Raw genomic sequence first — 18,323 nt, forward strand, 5'->3', positions numbered from 1 at the left:
TTTTACTCTCCTTGCATAGTTTTAATCAAATCATCACTCCACTCATCTGAGTATTTGAAGTTAATGGTTAGTTGTTTTACAATTGGGTTATTCATGATTTTTACTTTTAAGTAAAATTTACCAGCACTAACATTGCTTGGAGTGTTTTGCTCCTCATCCCACTCTACATCATAGCCAATTAAAACATTAGCACCTTTTAAATTTCTTAGCATTTCTTCAACACTAATCTTCACAAAATAAAGCTCACTAGCTTTTTTATCAATTGCTTTAAAAGAAGCCTTTTGGGCTGCTATGGCTATACGATCAAAAGTTCTTACTCTTGCTAAATCTTGCCATATGGTATCTTCATCACTGCTTTCACCACCCCAAGTTCTAAAGCCCTCATAAAGAATACAAGTTGAAATATGATTTTTTCTTAATCTATCTGCATCACAATCTTCACCCATAATAAATTCCACAAAATGCTCACTCCCAGTTACTCCATTCATAACTCTATTGGAGTAAGAATCACTAAAGCCATATTCTTTATCTCCATCAGTATGGGCTATCATTGCTGCTATGATTGGGCTTTGAGGAACATAGGTGTATTTTCCTTGTGTATTTAAAATTTGCACCCAAGGCCAAGTGGCAACCAATCTTTTTGAGCTAAAACTTTCCATAGCATTAATAGCTTCTCCAGTATTGTTTGCATATAAATCTACTATAGCTGTAATATTCATAGCCTCTGCTACGCTTTGAAGTTTAGCTTTTATGCCTGCTTCATGAGAATAATAAGGAGCAATGATTAAATCAGGAGCAAAGCCTGTGCGATGCTTTGCTTTTTTAAACATTTCTATCGCTTCACTTGCATTTGCTAAAGTGTTTTCATCCTCTGTATCTTTTTCAAAAAAACTAATGATAATCACATTAGAAACATTTTGTAAATTAATGCATTCTAAAGTATCTAAGAGTCTAAAATCTTGCAAATTATGCTCTTTAATCAAATCACTTACAAACTCTTTTGCCTTACTTACATTAGAAAAAGCAAAAATTGGCATAGTTTGAACACTCTCATATCCAGCCTTAGTATAAATCATATCTTTACTTGCACCCTCAATCACTCCAGCTATACCTATAGGCGTATCACTTTGTATAGCTATAGGACTTGCTGCACCATTTTCTATAGTAAAATTAACTCCATAATTAGCTGCCATTATTTAACTCCTTTTTTTAATTCTTTTGATTTTGTGCTTAAAGTGTTAGCTGTATTATTAAAATCATATAATTCTTGAAAATCTGAGTTTAAATCTTCTTGTAAGAATGTATAAGAAATAACGCATTTTGATATGACTTGCTCATTTTCATCAATTAAATCTAAAGTGATAAAAATCTTATCAATATATAAAGCTTGCTCAATAGAACTTAGAATGTTTTCTTTTAAAATTTTATAATCTAATTCTGCTTTAAACATTGCACTTTTTTCATTGATTAGCACAATACTTGCTTCTTTTGGATTTAATTTTCCAAGATACTCATAAGATCCTTGAGTATTAGCACTAATGCTAAAATTTTTTCCATTATCTGCAAAAATAGTAACTAAAGATATTTTTGCTTTTTTTGCATTATTTGGAAAGCTTTTAATTGTAAATTTTTCAAAATAAGCCAAAGAGCTTGCTTGAAACTCTATTTTTTCTTTAAAAGTAAAAATAGGATTTTCTTTCAAAGAATGTCTATAAAAAAGCTTTTTATCTTCTACTTTAAGCTCTATGTTTAAAGCATTTTTGCCATTTAAACCATCTTTAGTATGACTTAGTTTTTCATTTATAAGTTTTTCTATAAATTCTTTATCAATTACTTCTGGTTTTTGAGTTGGAGGTTTTATTAAGCCACCTTGCCCATCTTCTGGTATATAAGAAATGCCATAATCCATTTTAAACTCCTTTAAATACCTTTTAAAAAGCATTTAATTGCATGAAAGCTATTGCATGCATGATAAAAAATAAAAGTTTTAACACTAGAACATCCTAAGGCTTGCATAGCTTCTTTTAAAGCCAAATCTGCTAATTTATAATCATTTCTAGTATTAGCTCTTTCACATAAATAATCATGCACAACAACCGCACTTAAATATTCAGGTGAGTTTGGTGGAAAAATACTCCAAAAAATTCTAGGAATATTTGCTCCATTGCTTGTAAAATTAGCAGGGATTTTTCCTTTAAAGCTTTTTAAACTAAACTCATAATCTTGCACAAGTATAAATCTATCTTTGCTAAATGGTTTTAAAATTACTTTTTTCATCATTCCTCCCAAACAATAGCTTCTAGATCTTGCTCAGATTTAGCTTGCTCTATACTTTCCTTTAAAATATTTGCTTTAAAGGTAATTTCTTGGGTATGATAAGCCACCATTGAAGCAAATTTTAAAAAATCTTGTGGTGTAAAAGTCACTTTTTCATCATTGATATCAATCCAAATGATTTCAGAGATCGAGTTGGCTTTACTTTGTATATCAAGCATTAAATTAGTTACAGCTCCATTGATGTTGAGTTTATCTTTTTCTCTTGTTTGGAAAATATGCTCATTATAAACAAGTCCGCTTTCTAAAGCTTCATCTCTTTTAGTTTGAATTTCATGTTTTTTCTTTTCTTTTAAAGCATTTAATTTTTCATCTTCTTGTGAAATTGCTAGTAGGTACTCAAAATATAAATTCATATTATCATTTGCTAGACAGTGTTCTTTAACCGCTTTAGTACCATTTTCAATTTCTTGTGGTGTAATGTCATCGATAAACTCACCGTTTTCATCTTTGTTTAAATCATTTTCTCTAAACGCTAATTTGTGTCTTCTTTGTATATGAGAATTAATATTATCCATTGTTAAATCTTTATATCTTCCAAGCGTTTCTTTTGTTATATACATTATTAACTCCTTAATTATCTAAATTAGTCGTGGCGGACCCGTAGATAAATCCATCTAGCGAGCTTCTATCGTTTGGTGTTATATTTGATATTTTTGCAGAGTCAGACCCTCTTCTATATATACCTCTATCTACTTGTATTTTTCCATTATCAATAGCTCTTAACAAAGTTGCACTCGAAGGACAATCTCTCATTGTAGGACTTGATAATTGAACTATACTATCTATACCGCTATAAATACCATATTGAGTAGAACCACTAAAATCACAACCTTTCAAAGATACTCTACAGCCTACATTAGCTCCCAATCCTGTTTTGCAATTTTTAAAACCACCATTTTGCATATAGCATACAGAACCATTTACAAAAGCAAATCCTGTAGGGCATTTTTCTTTTCCAGCAATACTCATTTTAAAAATACAATTAAATTCAGCAGAGCTGGCACAATTTACAGTATAAATCATTGCTATACCTATACCAAAAGTGTTTTTAGCATTCTCTCCTTTTGCTTCAACTTCAGCATCTTCGGATTTAATTTGAATAAAACTATAATTTTTATCTTTCATAACAATCTGCTCTTCTAAAATAAAACCTCTTTTTAAAGTTATAATCACCCTAATATTACCTTTAGGTTTTAATGTAACTGCATAGTCTAATGCTTTTTGCAAAGAATTAAAATGCGTTGTAGTTTCAGGTCCAGTTCCAACTGTTAAATCTAATTGAGATGTTAAAATAGTAGATTTTTTACTTAATTGGTTTTGAATACCAGCAATATCACCTTCATTTTTTTCAAATTTATCCATCAATGCATTAGCTCTATTTATGACTTCTCCTATATTGTGAGCTAATTCATCTATTTTTGAACTCATATCAACACTCATTTATTCTCCTTTGATTTTGTCTATTTTTTCATTAAAAATTTTTAAGATAGCATTAGAGTTACTTGTTATAGGTAATAAGAGATTTATTTTCATATTATCAACATAATCTTTACTTGCCAAAGCCATGCTCTTATCAAGTTCTAAGATCACATCTTTAGTATTAGAAAGCTCCATTATGATTTTAAAGATAATCTCTTTAGCAGCACCTTCTTCTAAAAGTGGCTTATAGGTTCTTGGGACATTTCCTATAGCGATTAAATCATTTTCATCATCATATATACCTATAGCATTAATCTCAAATCCACCTTCTTTTGCACCTATAATGCATTCTAAAATCAAATGATGATCATTTTTTTCATCCACATATTTAGAATTAATATTTGCTTCATACACAATCTCTTCTAGACTTTGCATCTCTTCTTTAGGAATGATAACTTTTGAAGAGGCTTTAAATTTAGAAAGAACTATAGCTTTTCCACTAGCTCTTGCATCAATGATTTTTGCTATACCTATTTTTGTGAGTATGGTGTAAAATTCACTATTCATAAAACAACTCCACTTTGTATATTTTTCTCACTAATAAAAACAGCTATTGCATTAAAAGAAGAAAGCTTTGCTTGTCTTTGTCTTACTCTAAGCGGTAAAACACTTATATTTTCTATTGTAAAATTGGCACTAGCATTGTATTTATCACAATTACTTTGCACTTTTAACTCAATACTTTCTAAAACACTACGCACATTTTTATACTCATAAATAAGTTTTTCAAGCTGTTTAAAAGTGTTTTCATCAAAAGGTTTAGAAGAACTAGTTACTTTTACTTTAAAATGATAAGGCTTACCATCATAATTAAACCATTCTTCTACTAAAGCTGTATCAAATACTGCTTTTAAGCTTTCTTTTATGGCATAGGTAGTTCCTGCATGTCTTTTAAGCATTAAAGCTTTACTTAAAAGCACTCTTGCTTCTTTTTGGCTTAAACCATCAATACTTACATCATAAGCATTTGCTAAAATTGGCAACAATCTTTCATCACAATGCTGTGCTAAATTTGTGATACTAGCTAAATTTAAATCTTCAAATCTTGCCTTTGCACTTAAATCAATGGCTTTGCTTTGTTTTGGGTGGTGGTTTAAAACTAAGTTACTCATAATATAGCCTTTTCATAGCTAAGTTCAAAGCTAATTTTTGCAAACTCATCATCAGCTATTAATATATTTTCCAAAGGTAAGTCTTTTAATTCTTGCTCTTCTTCATTTGTAATTTTTTCTTTAATGCTTAAAATTTCACTCTTATAAACCCCATCTTGATGTAAGCATTTGTAAATAAATCCCAGTGCTAAATCTACACTTAAATCAAAATCACTTTGTAAGGCATTGATTTTTTCGCTAATTTCATTAGCACGACTTAATTCTAAAAGCAAAAGTTTAGCTTCTATAATAAACTCTCTTTTCTTAGCTAACTCCACGCTTACTTCATCAGTTAAAGGTCTTCTTTCATCTGCACTTAAATACTCTTTAACCACATCAACACTTGCTTTATCTTCACTTTTAATAATAACTCTTACTTTTCCTGCTCCATTATTTAAAGCTTTAATTGAAGCTACCTTAGCACTTGCACTTAGGGCATGATAGATATATCCTTTTTCACTTCCTGCTGTTGAAAATCTATGCACACTCATTACAGCTCTTTCTCTTAAGGCTTCATCACTTTCTTCACTTGCTCCACCACTAAAACTTTCAAGTTGTTTTATTTTAGTTACAAAAGGCAGTGGGGTTTGTAAAAACTCGGTTTTACTTTCTTTACTTTGCACAAACTCATCAAGTTCTAAAATACCTTGTGCTTTGTTTTGTCCTTTTTTGATTATCACTTCTTCTTTTAAGGTGGCAATATCAGCATTTTCATTGGAAAAAATCGCACCCTTTGGAATGATTACATCATAAGTAAGTAAAGTATTTAATTCAAACTCTACTTTGGCTGTTGGTTTAACTCCTTTAAGCCTTTGTATCAAATAGCCATTTGCTACTACATTATCCAAATCACTTCCACTAGCATAGTGCAAATATGTAGCTTTTATTGCCTCATTAATTCTTGCTCTAATTATCATTTCTCTATAAGCAAGTGCTTCTAATACAGCCTTAAAAGGATCTGATTCTAAAAGCTCTACATTTTCATTTAAAAAGCTTTTAAAAAGCTCTTCAAGATCTTTTAAAATATTTTCAAAATCAAGCTCTTCTATGATTTTTGGATAAGGAATATCTTTTAAAAAGCTTTGTTTAAAGTATGCATTATTAGCGTTTAAAATTTCACTCATTTACTAAGCTCCACTTTTAAATCCTGATAATTTTCAAAAAGCAAGGTAATGTTTAATTTATTATCTTTGCATTCATTCAAACGCACACCTTTTAACCTTACTCTTTTTTCCCACTTTGAAATAGCCTCTGCTGTATATCTAGTAAGTTTGATTTTAAAATCATCATCAATTTTTCTATCTATTAGTGTATAAAGCAAAGAACCATACTCAGGTCTCATTACTCTTGAACCCAAAGGAGTGATTAAAATGTCTTTAACACTTTCTTCAATGCTAACCATAAATTTCATTCTATACTCCACTTACCACCATCTGCTGTGTCAATTGCTTTGGCATTTTCTTTAATTTCTTCTACAATAGCTGCAGCTAAGGCTCTTAAAAACGGCATAGAATATCTTCTATATCCCCTGCCATTATCTTCATCTTCTACTCTTAAGTAACCTTGATCTTGTAAATGTTTTTCCATTTTTAAAACTAAAGAGCCTTGTGAAATTGCCATTAGATTTTACTCCTTGTATTGCTTGAGCCATGTGGATGTGGGCTTCCCGTAAAAGCACAAATGCATTCAGTAGTTACCACACCTTTACCACCAAGTCCTAAATCAATACTAGGACTATCAACTAAAACTTTTTCTGCTTTAATATGTGCATTAATACAAGTAATATTTATATCTTTAGTTACATCAAGCTTTAAAGTGCTACTCTTAGAGTTATATTCTAGGTGTGTTCCATCTTCAAAGTCTATATTAAAAGTATTAGTATCTGTGTTTTTTGCTTTGTGTTTTTCTTGATAAAGCCCACGCAAAATTACACCTGAATTTAAATCCCCGCGCACAGGCATTACTAAAACTTGTTCTCCTATTCTTAAAGGTGAAAAGCTCACTGCGTAAGAATTTGAAAAAGCTTGAAAAACACTTAAAAAATCAGTTACCATTTCTCCAATAGCAACTTTTGCTTTGTTGTCTTTAATGTCGCAAATGATGCCAAGCTCATTCATAGTTTTTCTACTTTCTTGCTTATTATTTTTTCTACAAGCTGTTCTATTTTAAGTAATGCATCTGTTCCCATATAAGCTGCAAATCCACCCATAGCAACGCTAAGTTTTATGCCAAAATTCAAATAACTTACAATTTCAAAAACCAAGTAAGCTACAAACATAGACCCAAGCATACCTTTTAAAAAGAGTATAAACTTGCCTTTTATGTTAAGCTCTTTGCTGAGCTTATTTTTTGTTACTATTCCTACAAGTCCTGCTATAAAGCTTACTATCATTAAAACTATATATACAAAAATATCTTCTAACTTCATGTGCTAGTTCCTTGTAAGAATTTCAATCAAATAAAATAAAGCTAAAGCAAAGCTAGAAAACAAAGAAGCAATGCTAAGTTCAATAACTAGTTTCATTTTCATCCCATCCTGTGCAAGTTTTAGCAATACTTTCAATTTCTAAATAATATTTACTAAGTTCTTTTGCACTAGCTAAATCACCTTTGTTTAAAGGTTTTAAAGGAAGCTTTAAAGGGCATTTAACAGGTATTTTAACCTCGCTAAATTCAGTTTTAATCAAAATATCCTTGTTAGCACAAGCACTTAAAACAAAAGGAAGGATTAATAGTTTTATATAAAGAATTCTCATTGCTTGCTACCTAAGATATTAAAAAGCTCCTTATAAGCATTAAGCTCACTTTGACAGCTTTCATCCTTGATAAAAACCTTATCAACCTTTAAAACTTCTTTTAAAACCTCTTCGGGTTTTAACTCTATTTTTAATTTTTCAATAGCATTATTTTGCTCTTTTAACTTATCTTTAAATACATTTATTTCACTACTTAAATGCAAAGACTTAAGCTTTAAATTTTCATTTTCTAAAGTTAGAGTATGGTTTTTAAAAAACAAAAAAGAACTTAAAACAACTAAGGTAAAAATAGCTATTTTTTCAAAGCCAAATAATTTAGATATATCAAACATTTTAAACCTTTAAGCATAAGTCCATCTTGCTTTTTTACCACGCGTATCAATATGGACAAAACCTGCATAAGGATTATCAAAATTATGTTTTATAGCAATCCCTAAACCTCTTTTGCTAAAATTATCTAAAACATATTGATGAACTTCCTCTGTTTTAACACCCTTAACTACAAAATCTACTGCACTCCCTAAGGTGTGTTGAGATTTAGGGGAACCGCCAACTTTAGCATTATGAGAAGCACATCTATAAGCACTATTTATAATTATAGATGAGTTAAAATGCTCCCTTATTTGACAAAGAATATCCACAAGCTCATCACTTGGTACACCTTTTGGCAATTCACATTTTCCACATCTGCATTTAAACTCATCAAGTTTAAAATAAGGGTTTGCTTTCATTTTCTTCTCCTTTGAATTGCTGCAAGTTTAATAAAAAAGGTTCTTTAAAAAATAGAAAAAAATTGTGCTAAAACCTTTGTGCAAAAATCATTATTTGAAAGTAAAAAACTCTCATTCTAAAATGCCATCAATTTTTTATAAGGAAACAAATGCTTAAAGAATTTGAAGTTGAGCTTTTAAAATTACTTGAAGATTTTAATATCAGAGCATATTTAGGGGAATTTGAAAATACTCAAAATATAGCAACTTGTATCAATGGTTTAGAAGCTTCGCTTTTGCTTGATTTTGAAGGAGAAAGCTATAAAGATTTAGAAAATAAAATAGGTACTTGGAAACTTTATATTTTAACTCACACCAAATCAAAAACACCTAAACATAGAATAGATGCAAAACACAAATTATTTGACACCATAGAAAGCGTTGATAAGGTGCTTTCAAATGCAGAGCTTAATAATGGCTTTAGGGTAGAGTTAAAAGATCTTAAAAAGATTTATGAAGGAGTTAGTGATCATGGTTATTTAAGTATTTATGCAAGAACTTTGCAAAGTGGTTTTTTGCCAAAAAATGATTTTTTAAGGATTTAAAATGTTTTTTATCAATAAAGAAAACCTAGTTGAAGCTAGCAATGATAAGCCAATAAAAGTAGCCATAAAAGGAGAATGGAAAGGTCATGCTAATGGTGTTTTTAAGATAGATGATAAAGATTTAGAGTCTATGATTGATAATTTTAATCAAAAAAAGATTGACATAGTTATAGATTATGAACATCAAACTCTTAAAAATGAAAAAGCTCCAGCTGCAGGTTGGATTAAAGAGCTTTTCTTAGAAAATGATGCACTAATGGCAAAAGCTGAGTTTAATGAGGAAGCTAAAAAATATATAGCAAATAAACAATACCGCTATTTATCTCCTGTCTTTGAATTTAATGCAAAAGACAATAAAAGTGGAAAATTAATAAGAGCAAAATTACACTCTGTTGCTCTAACAAACACACCGTTTATAGATGAGCTTGATGAGCTTATTGCTAATAAAAATAATCAAAATAAAGGAGAAAAAATGGATGAAAAAATTAAAGAGTTAGAATCTCAAATTATAGCTTTAAAAGATGAGAACGGATTGCTAAAAAAAGAAAATGAGGACTTAAAAAAACAAAACGAAGAAAGTACTAAAGATTTGGCTAATTCTTTAGTAGAGAATGCTTTAAGTAGTGGAAAAATTGCAAATTCTCAAAAAGAATGGGCATTAACTTATGCATGTAAAGACCTTGAAGGATTTACTGCTTTTATTAATAGTGCTCCAGAAATTAACAATATGCAAAATAATAAATTTGCAAACAAAAATACCCCAAGCAACAATGAAGAATTAGATGTTGTTAAAATGATGTTAGAGGCTTAAAATGGCAAGAAAAAACGAAAATCAAAACAAACCAAATACAAAAAATCTTGATGAAAATACACAAAATGAAGCTTTAAAATTGCAAGATGATGTAAAAGCAGTAGATGAAAATATTGAGTTAGTAAGCCAAAGCATTGAAGAAAAAACTACTCTCATAAAAGAACAAGGAGAACAAATGCCACCAAAAAATATACAAAAAAGTTTAAGCAATGAACCTTTAGTTGCTATGCCAAAAGGACTAGAAAGTCTTATTGTTAAAGATTTGTTTTCAATTAATGCAAAGGTTGATATGGAATTAAATCCAAGTTTAGCAAGAGGAACTTTGCTTATTAGTGAAGATTATGGGGAAAATTTTAAAAAATGCCCAAATGAAGATATTAGCGCTAAGGAAAATATCAAATTAGCAGTGCTTAAAGATGATGTATTTAATAATGGTTATTATGGAGTTTTGCTTATGGGCGAAGTAATTCTTTCAGATATTCATCAAAGTGCAATCAAAAAAGCTTTTTTGCAAAATTTAATTATTAATACTAAGGAGTAACAATGGATTTAGAAAAACTTTTAGAGATTTTTTCAAGCACAAAAGTTAGCGAAGTTATTAATCAAACCAAAGCTTCGCCACATTTTGTAAGTGATACTTTTTTTAAAGAAAAAGTTCCTTCTTTAGAAAGTACAGCAAGAGTTGAAATTATAAAAGGAGCTGGTGTTGTTTTAAATAGTGTGAGTGAAAACGGGGAACACCTTTTAGAAGAAACCAGAAATTCTTATATTTTAAATATTCCATTACCACGCTTTGCATTAGCTGAAAGAATTTCAGCTAGCGAAATCAATAATTTAAGATCACTAGCTTTAAGAGAAGCTCAAATTAAAACTTTAAGCGGGGCTATTGGTGTTTGTATTAAGAGAATGAGGGAAAGCTTTGCTACCACACTTGAATACATGGCAAATGGAGCTTTGTTTGGCAAGATTTTAGATGGTAAAGGAAATGTGCTTTTTGATTTTGGTAGTACAAATAAAACTACTATTGAAGTTAAAAAAGATGGAAGTGCAACACTAGCTAATATATGCGATAGTATAGATGCTGCAATAGTTGATGAATTTGGCACTAATATAGATTATGAAGTGCTTTGTGGAAATGAACTTTTTGCGAGCATTTCTAATCTTGCATTGAGTGAAGATCTTTATAAAAATAATCTTGCAAGTAGAGATGAAAAAGATAAATCTTTAATTCTTTATGGAATTAAATTCCGCCGTTATAGTGCAAAATATAAAAATACAAAAGGTAAAAATGTAGAATTTTTAGCAAGCAATGAAGGTATTGTTGTTCCAAAAGATAATTCTAATCGCATTTACTTCACAAGAGCTAATCATACAGAAGCTTTAGGAAAAGCACCAAGTTTAATGTTTGTTTCTAAGCCTGAGATTTTATCTCGTGGAGCTGGAATTGAAATTGTAGGTGAAATGAGAGCAATGCCAGTTTGTACTAGACCAAATGGACTTATTAAGCTTGTTTTAAAATAAACGCATAAATTTAGCTTTAAAAGTATTTTTTACCTTTAAAGCTAAAAAGATATTGGAAAATTATTTTAAACGATTTTAACCATATTTTAACCAGCTTAAAAGGCAAATAATGAAAGAAGTAAAATCATTTTTAATCAACGAGTATGATTTAACCAAAGAATTAAGTTTTGATGATATTGCACAACTTAGCGATTTAAATGCCAATGGCGTGTGCGATAAAGAAGTAATTGATGATGCCATTAATGATGCACAAAGTTATATTGCAAGTTTTATAAAGATACCTAATAAACCAACTCCTCTTTTAAAAGATATTTGTGTAAAGCTTACAATTATGGAGCTAAAACGCCGTAATGATTTTCCAAAGGAAAGTTTGAATGAAATTATAGAATGGGCAAATGATTTGCTTTTAAAAATGGCTAATAAAAAAATTCCAACTGAAATTGATGAAGATGATTTTATTCCACAAAACAAAGCTAGGGCGTTTAAACACAAAAGAAGAAGAATGGATTTAAGGAGTATAAATGGCTAGCAATGAGATTAAAGAACTTGCAAAAGAACTATACATTGCAGGTTTTGATATTTTCAAAATTGCAAAAATTTTAAACCGTAATGAAAAAACTATAAGAAATTACAAAGCAAAAGATGGAGATTGGGATAAGGTTAAAACTAGTCTTTTAACTTCAAAAATTAAAGATAAGGAAAGTGCATCTTTATATGAAAGCTTTACAGATCAAATGTTTCGCGCGATTGAAAATATCAATTCTGATGAAAAAATGAATGCTGAGAAAAAAACTGAAGCTATTGCAAGAATAGGAGATAGTTTTTCAAAAATGAGAAAAGTAGCAAGACTTGAAGATCCAAGTACTTATCGTTTAAATGTCGCTAAAAAGGTAGTTGAAATCATAATAAGCCATTTGAAAAATGATAAAGATTGTGTGAGCAAACTAGTATTGCTTTTAGAAAGTGGCGTGATAGAAAAAGAAATCTTAGCAATGGATGAATAATGCTTTTTACTAAAGAAGAATTAGATGAGTTTTTAATCTCGAATGAGCAAAAACATGAGAGCACCCCAAACGAGTTAAAAAGTGCTATGCAAAGAAAAGACTTTTTAGAATGGATGGATGAGTTAAAAAATGAATTAAAAACTCAATTTTTGCATGAAAGTCATTTAGATCCTGCCTTAAAAGAAGAAAGAATTAAAAGAGCAAGTGTGGATTTTGATTATTTTGCAAGAACTTACTTTCCGCATTATTTTACCATTAAAGGTGAGTGTGCTTTACATTTGCATTTAAATAAAGTTTTTGAAAAATTGGCACTTAAAAAAGAGAGTAAAGGAGAAAAACATGCTATAGCTGCCCCAAGAGCACATGGTAAATCAACTTATACCTCACAGCTTTTTCCTTTATGGTGTTTGGTTTTTAATTACAAAAGCTTTATAGTAGAAATCTCAGATGCAGTAGAGCTTATGGAAGGAATGCTTGAAGCTATAAAAGCAGAACTTGAAGATAATCCCCATTTAAAACTTGATTTTCCTGAAGTAGTAGGAATTGGCAAGACTTGGCGTGTTGGAGAATTTGTTAGTAATAACGGTGTTAAGGTTAAAGCTTTTGGAAGTGGAAAAAGATTGCGTGGTGTTAGATATGGGGTTAAAAGACCTGATTTGGTTATTTTGGATGATTTAGAAAATGACACCAATGTTAGAAGTAAAGATCAAAGAGATAAACTAGAAGATTGGGTAGATGAGGCTGTTTTAAACTTAGGAAGTGCTGATGGAAAGCTTGATGTGCTTTATATTGGTACAATTTTGCATAATGATAGCGTTCTAGCAAGAAAATTAAAACTTGGTTTTTGGAATCCAAAAGTATTTCGTTCTATTGAAGAATTTCCACAAAGACTTGATTTATGGGATGAGTATGCTACACTTTATAGAAATAGTGATTTTAAAAGCGCTCATAATTTTTACATAAAAAATAAAACCTTAATGGATAAGGGAGCTAAAGTTCTTTGGAGCGAGGCTAAAAGTTTAGAAGATTTAATGAAATTAAGAGCTGAAAACCTAAAAGCTTTCAATAAAGAGCAACTTAATAATCCAAGAAGTGAAAATCAAATATTTAATCTTGAAACAATTAATTTTTATAATCACTTACCACCCATTAGCCAATATTACATGTATATTGATCCAGCAGGAGAGAAAGCAAAAAGCGATTATACAGCAATTACAGTTATTGGTAAAGCTGCAAAGGGCTTTTATGTAATAGAAAGCATTGTTAAAATTTTAAAAGCACAAAGTATTATAAAAACTATTTTTAACCTACAAAAAATTTATAAGTGCCGTTTAATTGAAATTGAAACTAATGGCGGTCAATTTTTCTTAAAAAAATGGATACAAGAAAAAAGTTTAGAGAGCGGAGTGTTCTTACCATTAAGAGGTAAAAATAACAGTACTAGCAAGTTTGAACGTATTGAGAGTTTAAGTATTGCCTTTGAAAATGAAGAACTTTTTTTACATAAAAGCCAAACTATGCTCATAAATCAGCTTTTAGAATTTCCAGAGGGTAAAAATGATGATGCGCCTGATAGCTTAGCAGGTGCTTTTTTATTAGCAAGAACAAAATCAAGTATCAAAAGAAGAAGTCATAGTTTTACATCAAAGATAAGACATTTTTAAGGAAAATCTATGGAAAAAGTAAAAAAACCAAAAAGAGAAGTGTTGTTTAAAAATAATTCTTTGGTTGATATATTAATAAATTCAAATTATCTAAACATATCGCAAATTAATGAAAACGATCAAAGAGAGATATTTAAAGACCTAAGCTTTACTCAAGCTGTTCAAAGTAGAAAGGGTGTAATTCTTTCAAAACAAATTCAAATTATTTGCAAAAATGAAGCTATTAAAGAAACTTTTGAGTATTTATTCAACCCTGACTTAGTTGGTCAAATTTTAGAAACTCATCTTTATGGACTTAATGTTTTTGAAGTTAATTATAAACTTAAAAATGGTTTTTATTATCCTATTTTAAAGCAAAGAGATTTTAGAAATTTTACTCTTAATGAAAATGATGAGCTTATTTATAATGGCAATGGATATGATGAATTAGTTGAAGATAAAAAAGCAATTTATGGGCTTTTTGGATCTAATTTTTTATTTAAAAATGGTGATGCTTTACTCTCAAAGTTATATTTTCCTATAAAACTTAAAAATGCAAGTTTAAAATTTTGGATGGAGTTTCTAGAAAGGTTTGGCTCTCCTTGGGCTGTTGCGAAAACCGATAGTGATCCTGATGCACTTGCTAATGAAATACATCAAATGTTAAATGGGGATAGTGCTGTTATTGATAAAGAAGAAGAACTTAATTTAATTCAACCAAACACAAAAGCAAATTATGAAGAAATAATTAATTATTTAGATAATCAAATAAGAAGTGTTATTTTAGGTGCAAATTTAACATCACAAGTTAGTAGTGGTTCTTTGGCAGCTGCGCAATCTCACAATCAAATTAGAAACGAAATAGCTGAGCAGGATGGACAAATAGTACTTTTTGTACTAAATCGTGCGCTTAAATTTTTTAAGGAAATTAATCATTTTAATGATGAATTATATATGCAATTTTTTAATGAATTTGATCCGAAAAACGAACTTTGTGAAAGAGATTTGAAACTTTTTAACATGGGATTTAACTTTGATGAAACTTATATTAAAAACACTTATAATGTAGATGGAAAGCTTGTTAAAGAAATTTTAACAACTAACGCTAAAAATAAAGAAATTTTTGAAAATAAAGCAACTTTAAAAGAAGACTTTGAAGAAGATTTTATAGATAAGGCTTTAGAACAAAAAGAATATTTACAAGTTGATGAGGCTATGGCAAAATTTTTCAAAGAACAATTTGAAAAAACTATTAAAGAAAGCAAAAATTATGATGAAGTATTTGAAAAACTTCAAGGGAGTTTTTCTAGTCTCAAGCAAGCTGATTTTGAAAAATATCTTTATATGTCTTTAGTTAATTCTAATATCTTGGGATATTTGGAGGATTAAAATGCCAAACGTTAAAATAGGTTTTTTCCAAGAACCAAGTGAAGCTGTTTTATTTTTAAAAAATAAAAAGCCACAAGTTAGCTTTGATTATGATGAGCTTTCACATTCTTCTCATAAAAAAGTTTTTACTATTGCCAAGCTTATAGATGAAAGCTTATTGAAAGATATACAAGATTCTTTAGTAAATGCTATAAAAAATGGAGATAAATTTAGCACTTGGAGTAAGATTGCTGAAGAAAAATTAAAAGCTAAAGGTTGGTGGGGTTCAAAGGAAGTTATAAATACTAAAACAGGTGAAGTTAAAAAAACTCATTTTAATAGTGCAAGATTAAAAAAGATTTTTGAAGAAAACTCAAGAAAAGCTAAAGCAAAAGCTATCTATGAAAATCAAATGAAAAGCACTAAGCCTTATCTTAAATATTGCACAAAACAAGATTCGCATGTTAGAGATAAGCATAGAGCATTTGATGGCATAGTTTTACATAAAGATGACCCTTTTTGGGATACGCACTATCCACATGTAAACATGCATGATTATGGCTGTAGATGTAAAGTTATAAATCTAGGAGAAAGTGAAGTTAAAGGCTTAAAAACACCACCATCAAGTACTAAAGAAAGTAATTTTAATGGTTTAAATGATGAAGAGCTTTTAGATGAGCTTTATAAGCAAAAAAACACCGAAGTAATTCAAAATTTCATAAAACTTAACATGCTAAGTATTGCAGCCAAAAAAACAAAAGAAGCTAAGAGTTTTACTCACGAAAAAGAACTTTATACTTGGCAAAAAAGTTTAGATGAAATGATAGATGAAATTATTGTTAATGACAATCAAAAATATCCTATTAATTTCATTCAAGTGGGTAAAATGGATAAAAACACTAAGGAATTTTTAGAAAAGCTTAACAAAAAAGACTTAGAAGACTTATACTTTACACTTAGCAAAAACAATCTTTTATACGCAAGTCCTAAAAGAAAAGCAAACTACAATCAAGCCTTAAGTGTGGATGAAATCAAGCAAATTGTTAAGGTTTTAGATGAAGCAAAAGAGGTTTATTGGGACAAGAAAGAAGAAAGTTTAGTTTATTTTTTTGATGATATAAAAAATAGTAAAAAAGTGAATAAAATCATTATAAGACCTGATTACAAACTAAAAAAATTTGGAAAAACTAATGCGGTTATTACACTTGGGAAAGTGGATAAAGATAGAAAAGGTCTTAAGCACTTAGAAAAAATTAGATAGAGCGGTGGGACTTGCACCCACAATACGATGTGTTCTCGGACTGGTTACCGCACATCCTCAACTACTACATTGCAACCATCAACCCTATCTAACTAAGATAATTTTAGCTTTGCAAAACTAAAAAGGAGTTTAAATGGTTTTAGCTTTAGGAGAATTCGAGTTTAAAGCTTTAAATTTTGATAATTTAGAAAGAAGCTTAGAATATAACATACAAAGTCAAAATAGACTTAATAATCATAATGCTTTATTTGCAAGTTCTAAAGAAAGTGAAAAGATTAAAATACAAGGCAAAACCTTACCTTTAAAAGGGGATAGAAACACTTACTTAGATAAACTTGAGAATATGGCAAAAGAACAAAAATCTTACAACTTAACAGGAGCTAATGGAAGGTATTATGGAAAATTTGTCATTTTATCTTTAAATGAGAACCAAAATTCTTTTGTTGATGGGAGTGGTTTTGCAATGCAAGATTTTAGCTTAGAATTAGAAAGGGATTTTGATGAATAATATTTATATAGCTAAAAATAATGAAAGACTTGATAGTATAGTTTATAAACATTATAAAAATTTACAATGCTTTGAACAGGTATTAATAGCTAATCCAAAATTAGAACCTATTTTAAAAGTAGGAGATAAGATTATTCTACCACAACTTGAAATCAAAGAGGATAAGGAAAAAGCCTTATGGTAAGAAAACCAAGATTTAAACTTATTGCCAAAGGAAAAGATGTTACACAAAAGCTTTCTAAAAATATTATCAGTATTTCTTATGAAGATAAAGAAGGTAATGAAAGCGATGAGATTAGCTTAAGCTTTTTTGGACTTTATTCTAAGCCATTGTTTGGGGATAGTTTAGAACTTTGGCTTGGTTTTGAAAAGCTTTTTAAATGTGGAACTTTTAATGTAAATGTTGTGAGCAAAAACTACACTTTAAATACTACCGAAGTAAGAGCTAGTGCTGTTAATTTTAGTGGAAAAAATGACACAAATATAAAAGATAAAAAAACAAGAAGTTTTGAAAATACTACACTTTTTACTATAGCAAGTAAATTAGCGAGTGAAAATAGTTTAAAGATAAAAACAAGCGGAGATGATCAAAATATCGTAAGTGTATTACAAAACAATCAAAACAACTTAGAATTTTTATATAAGATTTGTTTTGAATATGGATTTATTTGCATGATTAAAGAAAATACCTTAATCATAACACCAAAAGATGGAAAAATAGGAGATAATGCTGCAAACATTACAAGTAAAAATGAAAAATTACCTTGTTTTGAGATAGCTTTATGTGAATGTAGCTCGTTAGAAATTTCAGAAAGTGGTAGAAATGAATACTCTGCTGTGATAGTAGAGTGGCAAGATATAGATGAAGCAAAGATAAAAAGTATAAAAGTAGGAAGTGGGGAAAATATTTATAAAATGCACATATCACAACCAAAAAGCGATAATGAAGCTTTTAAAAAGGCACAAAGCAAGCTAAATGAGCTTCAAAAAGGTGGAGTAAATGGAAGATGCGAGCTTATAGGAAGAGAAATAAGAGCTGGTGCCAAACTTAAGATAAAAGATATTAATATGGATCATTATGAATTTAGTATCAAAAGCGTGAGTCATAATTTTAATGACTCAGCTTATGTGGTTAGTGTTGAGTTTGAGAGCTGATTAGTAAATTCTCA

25 protein-coding genes and 2 pseudogenes are annotated in these 18,323 nt (G+C 29.5%); 12 read left to right on the forward strand and 15 right to left on the reverse strand.

All coding sequences use genetic code 11. The features are described from left to right. Positions 1-2 precede the first annotated feature (2 nt). The 15 genes and pseudogenes from CAMP5082_RS01240 to CAMP5082_RS01310 all read right to left on the reverse strand — a co-directional run bounded on the left by CAMP5082_RS01240 (position 3) and on the right by CAMP5082_RS01310 (position 8,454). On the reverse strand, positions 3-1,193 hold the full coding sequence (locus CAMP5082_RS01240) for a phage tail sheath family protein (RefSeq protein WP_337205683.1): 1,191 nt from the start codon (positions 1,191-1,193) through the stop codon (positions 3-5). Next, on the reverse strand, positions 1,193-1,909 hold the full coding sequence (locus tag CAMP5082_RS01245; RefSeq protein WP_337205684.1) for a hypothetical protein: 717 nt from the start codon (positions 1,907-1,909) through the stop codon (positions 1,193-1,195). Before CAMP5082_RS01245 ends, CAMP5082_RS01240 begins: the two co-directional genes overlap by 1 nt. Positions 1,910-1,920: 11 nt before the next feature. After that, a complete protein-coding gene (locus tag CAMP5082_RS01250; RefSeq protein ID WP_337205685.1) occupies positions 1,921-2,277 on the reverse strand; it encodes a DUF1353 domain-containing protein in 357 nt (118 codons plus the stop codon). After that, complete coding sequence (locus tag CAMP5082_RS01255; protein ID WP_337205686.1) at positions 2,277-2,897, reverse strand: DUF4376 domain-containing protein; 621 nt, start codon at positions 2,895-2,897, stop codon at positions 2,277-2,279. Before CAMP5082_RS01255 ends, CAMP5082_RS01250 begins: the two co-directional genes overlap by 1 nt. 10 nt (positions 2,898-2,907) lie before the next feature. After that, the gene (locus CAMP5082_RS01260; protein ID WP_337205687.1) at positions 2,908-3,777 is read right to left on the reverse strand and encodes a hypothetical protein; all 870 of its coding nucleotides are present in this window, start codon (positions 3,775-3,777) and stop codon (positions 2,908-2,910) included. A 15-nt stretch (positions 3,778-3,792) separates the two neighbouring features. Continuing rightward, positions 3,793-4,323 (reverse strand): annotated as a pseudogene (locus CAMP5082_RS01265) (phage tail protein); the annotation flags it as partial. Next, positions 4,320-4,928 carry a phage tail protein I gene (locus CAMP5082_RS01270; protein ID WP_214114817.1) on the reverse strand — a complete coding sequence of 203 codons (609 nt, stop codon included), beginning with the start codon at positions 4,926-4,928 and terminating at the stop codon, positions 4,320-4,322. The pseudogene CAMP5082_RS01265 and the gene CAMP5082_RS01270, both read right to left, overlap by 4 nt. Then, entirely contained in the window at positions 4,925-6,091 is a 1,167-nt protein-coding gene (locus CAMP5082_RS01275; protein WP_337205688.1) for a baseplate J/gp47 family protein, read from the reverse strand. Before CAMP5082_RS01275 ends, CAMP5082_RS01270 begins: the two co-directional genes overlap by 4 nt. Further along, positions 6,088-6,378 (reverse strand): baseplate assembly protein W, encoded by a 291-nt coding sequence (locus CAMP5082_RS01280; RefSeq protein WP_039663898.1) that lies wholly within the window; start codon positions 6,376-6,378, stop codon positions 6,088-6,090. The genes CAMP5082_RS01275 and CAMP5082_RS01280 overlap by 4 nt, the downstream gene beginning before the upstream one ends. Further along, positions 6,375-6,587 carry a hypothetical protein gene (locus CAMP5082_RS01285; RefSeq protein WP_240386814.1) on the reverse strand — a complete coding sequence of 71 codons (213 nt, stop codon included), beginning with the start codon at positions 6,585-6,587 and terminating at the stop codon, positions 6,375-6,377. The genes CAMP5082_RS01280 and CAMP5082_RS01285 overlap by 4 nt, the downstream gene beginning before the upstream one ends. 98 nt (positions 6,588-6,685) lie before the next feature. Beyond that, a pseudogene (locus CAMP5082_RS01290) lies at positions 6,686-7,084 on the reverse strand (phage baseplate assembly protein V); the annotation flags it as partial. Continuing rightward, positions 7,081-7,395, reverse strand: coding sequence for a phage holin family protein (locus CAMP5082_RS01295; protein ID WP_039663905.1), 315 nt, complete (start codon positions 7,393-7,395; stop codon positions 7,081-7,083). The gene CAMP5082_RS01295 and the pseudogene CAMP5082_RS01290, both read right to left, overlap by 4 nt. A 79-nt stretch (positions 7,396-7,474) precedes the next feature. Further along, positions 7,475-7,723, reverse strand: a complete 249-nt coding sequence (locus CAMP5082_RS01300; RefSeq protein WP_039663907.1) for a hypothetical protein — start codon at positions 7,721-7,723, stop codon at positions 7,475-7,477. After that, a complete protein-coding gene (locus tag CAMP5082_RS01305; RefSeq protein WP_337205690.1) occupies positions 7,720-8,055 on the reverse strand; it encodes a hypothetical protein in 336 nt (111 codons plus the stop codon). Before CAMP5082_RS01305 ends, CAMP5082_RS01300 begins: the two co-directional genes overlap by 4 nt. 9 nt (positions 8,056-8,064) lie before the next feature. Beyond that, positions 8,065-8,454, reverse strand: a complete 390-nt coding sequence (locus CAMP5082_RS01310) for a YcbK family protein (RefSeq protein WP_337205691.1) — start codon at positions 8,452-8,454, stop codon at positions 8,065-8,067. A 149-nt stretch (positions 8,455-8,603) separates the two neighbouring features. Here CAMP5082_RS01310 and CAMP5082_RS01315 point away from each other — a divergent pair, with 149 nt between their 5' ends. The 12 genes from CAMP5082_RS01315 (at position 8,604) to CAMP5082_RS01370 (ending at position 18,309) form a co-directional block, all read left to right on the forward strand. After that, the gene (locus CAMP5082_RS01315) at positions 8,604-9,038 is read left to right on the forward strand and encodes a hypothetical protein (RefSeq protein ID WP_039663912.1); all 435 of its coding nucleotides are present in this window, start codon (positions 8,604-8,606) and stop codon (positions 9,036-9,038) included. A gap of 1 nt (position 9,039) precedes the next feature. Then, a complete protein-coding gene (locus CAMP5082_RS01320) occupies positions 9,040-9,849 on the forward strand; it encodes a phage protease (protein WP_337205692.1) in 810 nt (269 codons plus the stop codon). Position 9,850: 1 nt separating this feature from the next. Further along, positions 9,851-10,390, forward strand: coding sequence for a hypothetical protein (locus CAMP5082_RS01325; RefSeq protein ID WP_214136119.1), 540 nt, complete (start codon positions 9,851-9,853; stop codon positions 10,388-10,390). A gap of 2 nt (positions 10,391-10,392) precedes the next feature. Continuing rightward, complete coding sequence (locus tag CAMP5082_RS01330) at positions 10,393-11,370, forward strand: major capsid protein (RefSeq protein ID WP_214136118.1); 978 nt, start codon at positions 10,393-10,395, stop codon at positions 11,368-11,370. A gap of 109 nt (positions 11,371-11,479) precedes the next feature. Beyond that, positions 11,480-11,899, forward strand: coding sequence for a phage protein Gp36 family protein (locus CAMP5082_RS01335; RefSeq protein WP_214136116.1), 420 nt, complete (start codon positions 11,480-11,482; stop codon positions 11,897-11,899). Further along, positions 11,892-12,374 (forward strand): DUF1804 family protein, encoded by a 483-nt coding sequence (locus tag CAMP5082_RS01340; protein WP_039663924.1) that lies wholly within the window; start codon positions 11,892-11,894, stop codon positions 12,372-12,374. Before CAMP5082_RS01335 ends, CAMP5082_RS01340 begins: the two co-directional genes overlap by 8 nt. Beyond that, entirely contained in the window at positions 12,374-14,038 is a 1,665-nt protein-coding gene (terL, locus tag CAMP5082_RS01345) for a phage terminase large subunit (protein WP_337205693.1), read from the forward strand. The genes CAMP5082_RS01340 and terL overlap by 1 nt, the downstream gene beginning before the upstream one ends. A 9-nt stretch (positions 14,039-14,047) precedes the next feature. Further along, positions 14,048-15,406, forward strand: coding sequence for a phage portal protein family protein (locus CAMP5082_RS01350; protein ID WP_337205694.1), 1,359 nt, complete (start codon positions 14,048-14,050; stop codon positions 15,404-15,406). Between the two features lies 1 nt (position 15,407). Continuing rightward, a complete protein-coding gene (locus tag CAMP5082_RS01355; protein WP_337205695.1) occupies positions 15,408-16,646 on the forward strand; it encodes a phage head morphogenesis protein in 1,239 nt (412 codons plus the stop codon). Positions 16,647-16,779: 133 nt separating this feature from the next. After that, positions 16,780-17,154, forward strand: coding sequence for a phage tail protein (locus tag CAMP5082_RS01360; protein ID WP_337205696.1), 375 nt, complete (start codon positions 16,780-16,782; stop codon positions 17,152-17,154). Next, positions 17,147-17,338 carry a tail protein X gene (locus CAMP5082_RS01365; protein WP_337205697.1) on the forward strand — a complete coding sequence of 64 codons (192 nt, stop codon included), beginning with the start codon at positions 17,147-17,149 and terminating at the stop codon, positions 17,336-17,338. The genes CAMP5082_RS01360 and CAMP5082_RS01365 overlap by 8 nt, the downstream gene beginning before the upstream one ends. After that, on the forward strand, positions 17,332-18,309 hold the full coding sequence (locus CAMP5082_RS01370) for a phage late control D family protein (protein ID WP_337205698.1): 978 nt from the start codon (positions 17,332-17,334) through the stop codon (positions 18,307-18,309). The genes CAMP5082_RS01365 and CAMP5082_RS01370 overlap by 7 nt, the downstream gene beginning before the upstream one ends. Positions 18,310-18,323: the final 14 nt, after the last annotated feature.

The sequence above is a fragment of the Campylobacter sp. LMG 17559 genome, from assembly GCF_024723605.1.
Lineage (GTDB): Bacteria > Campylobacterota > Campylobacteria > Campylobacterales > Campylobacteraceae > Campylobacter_D.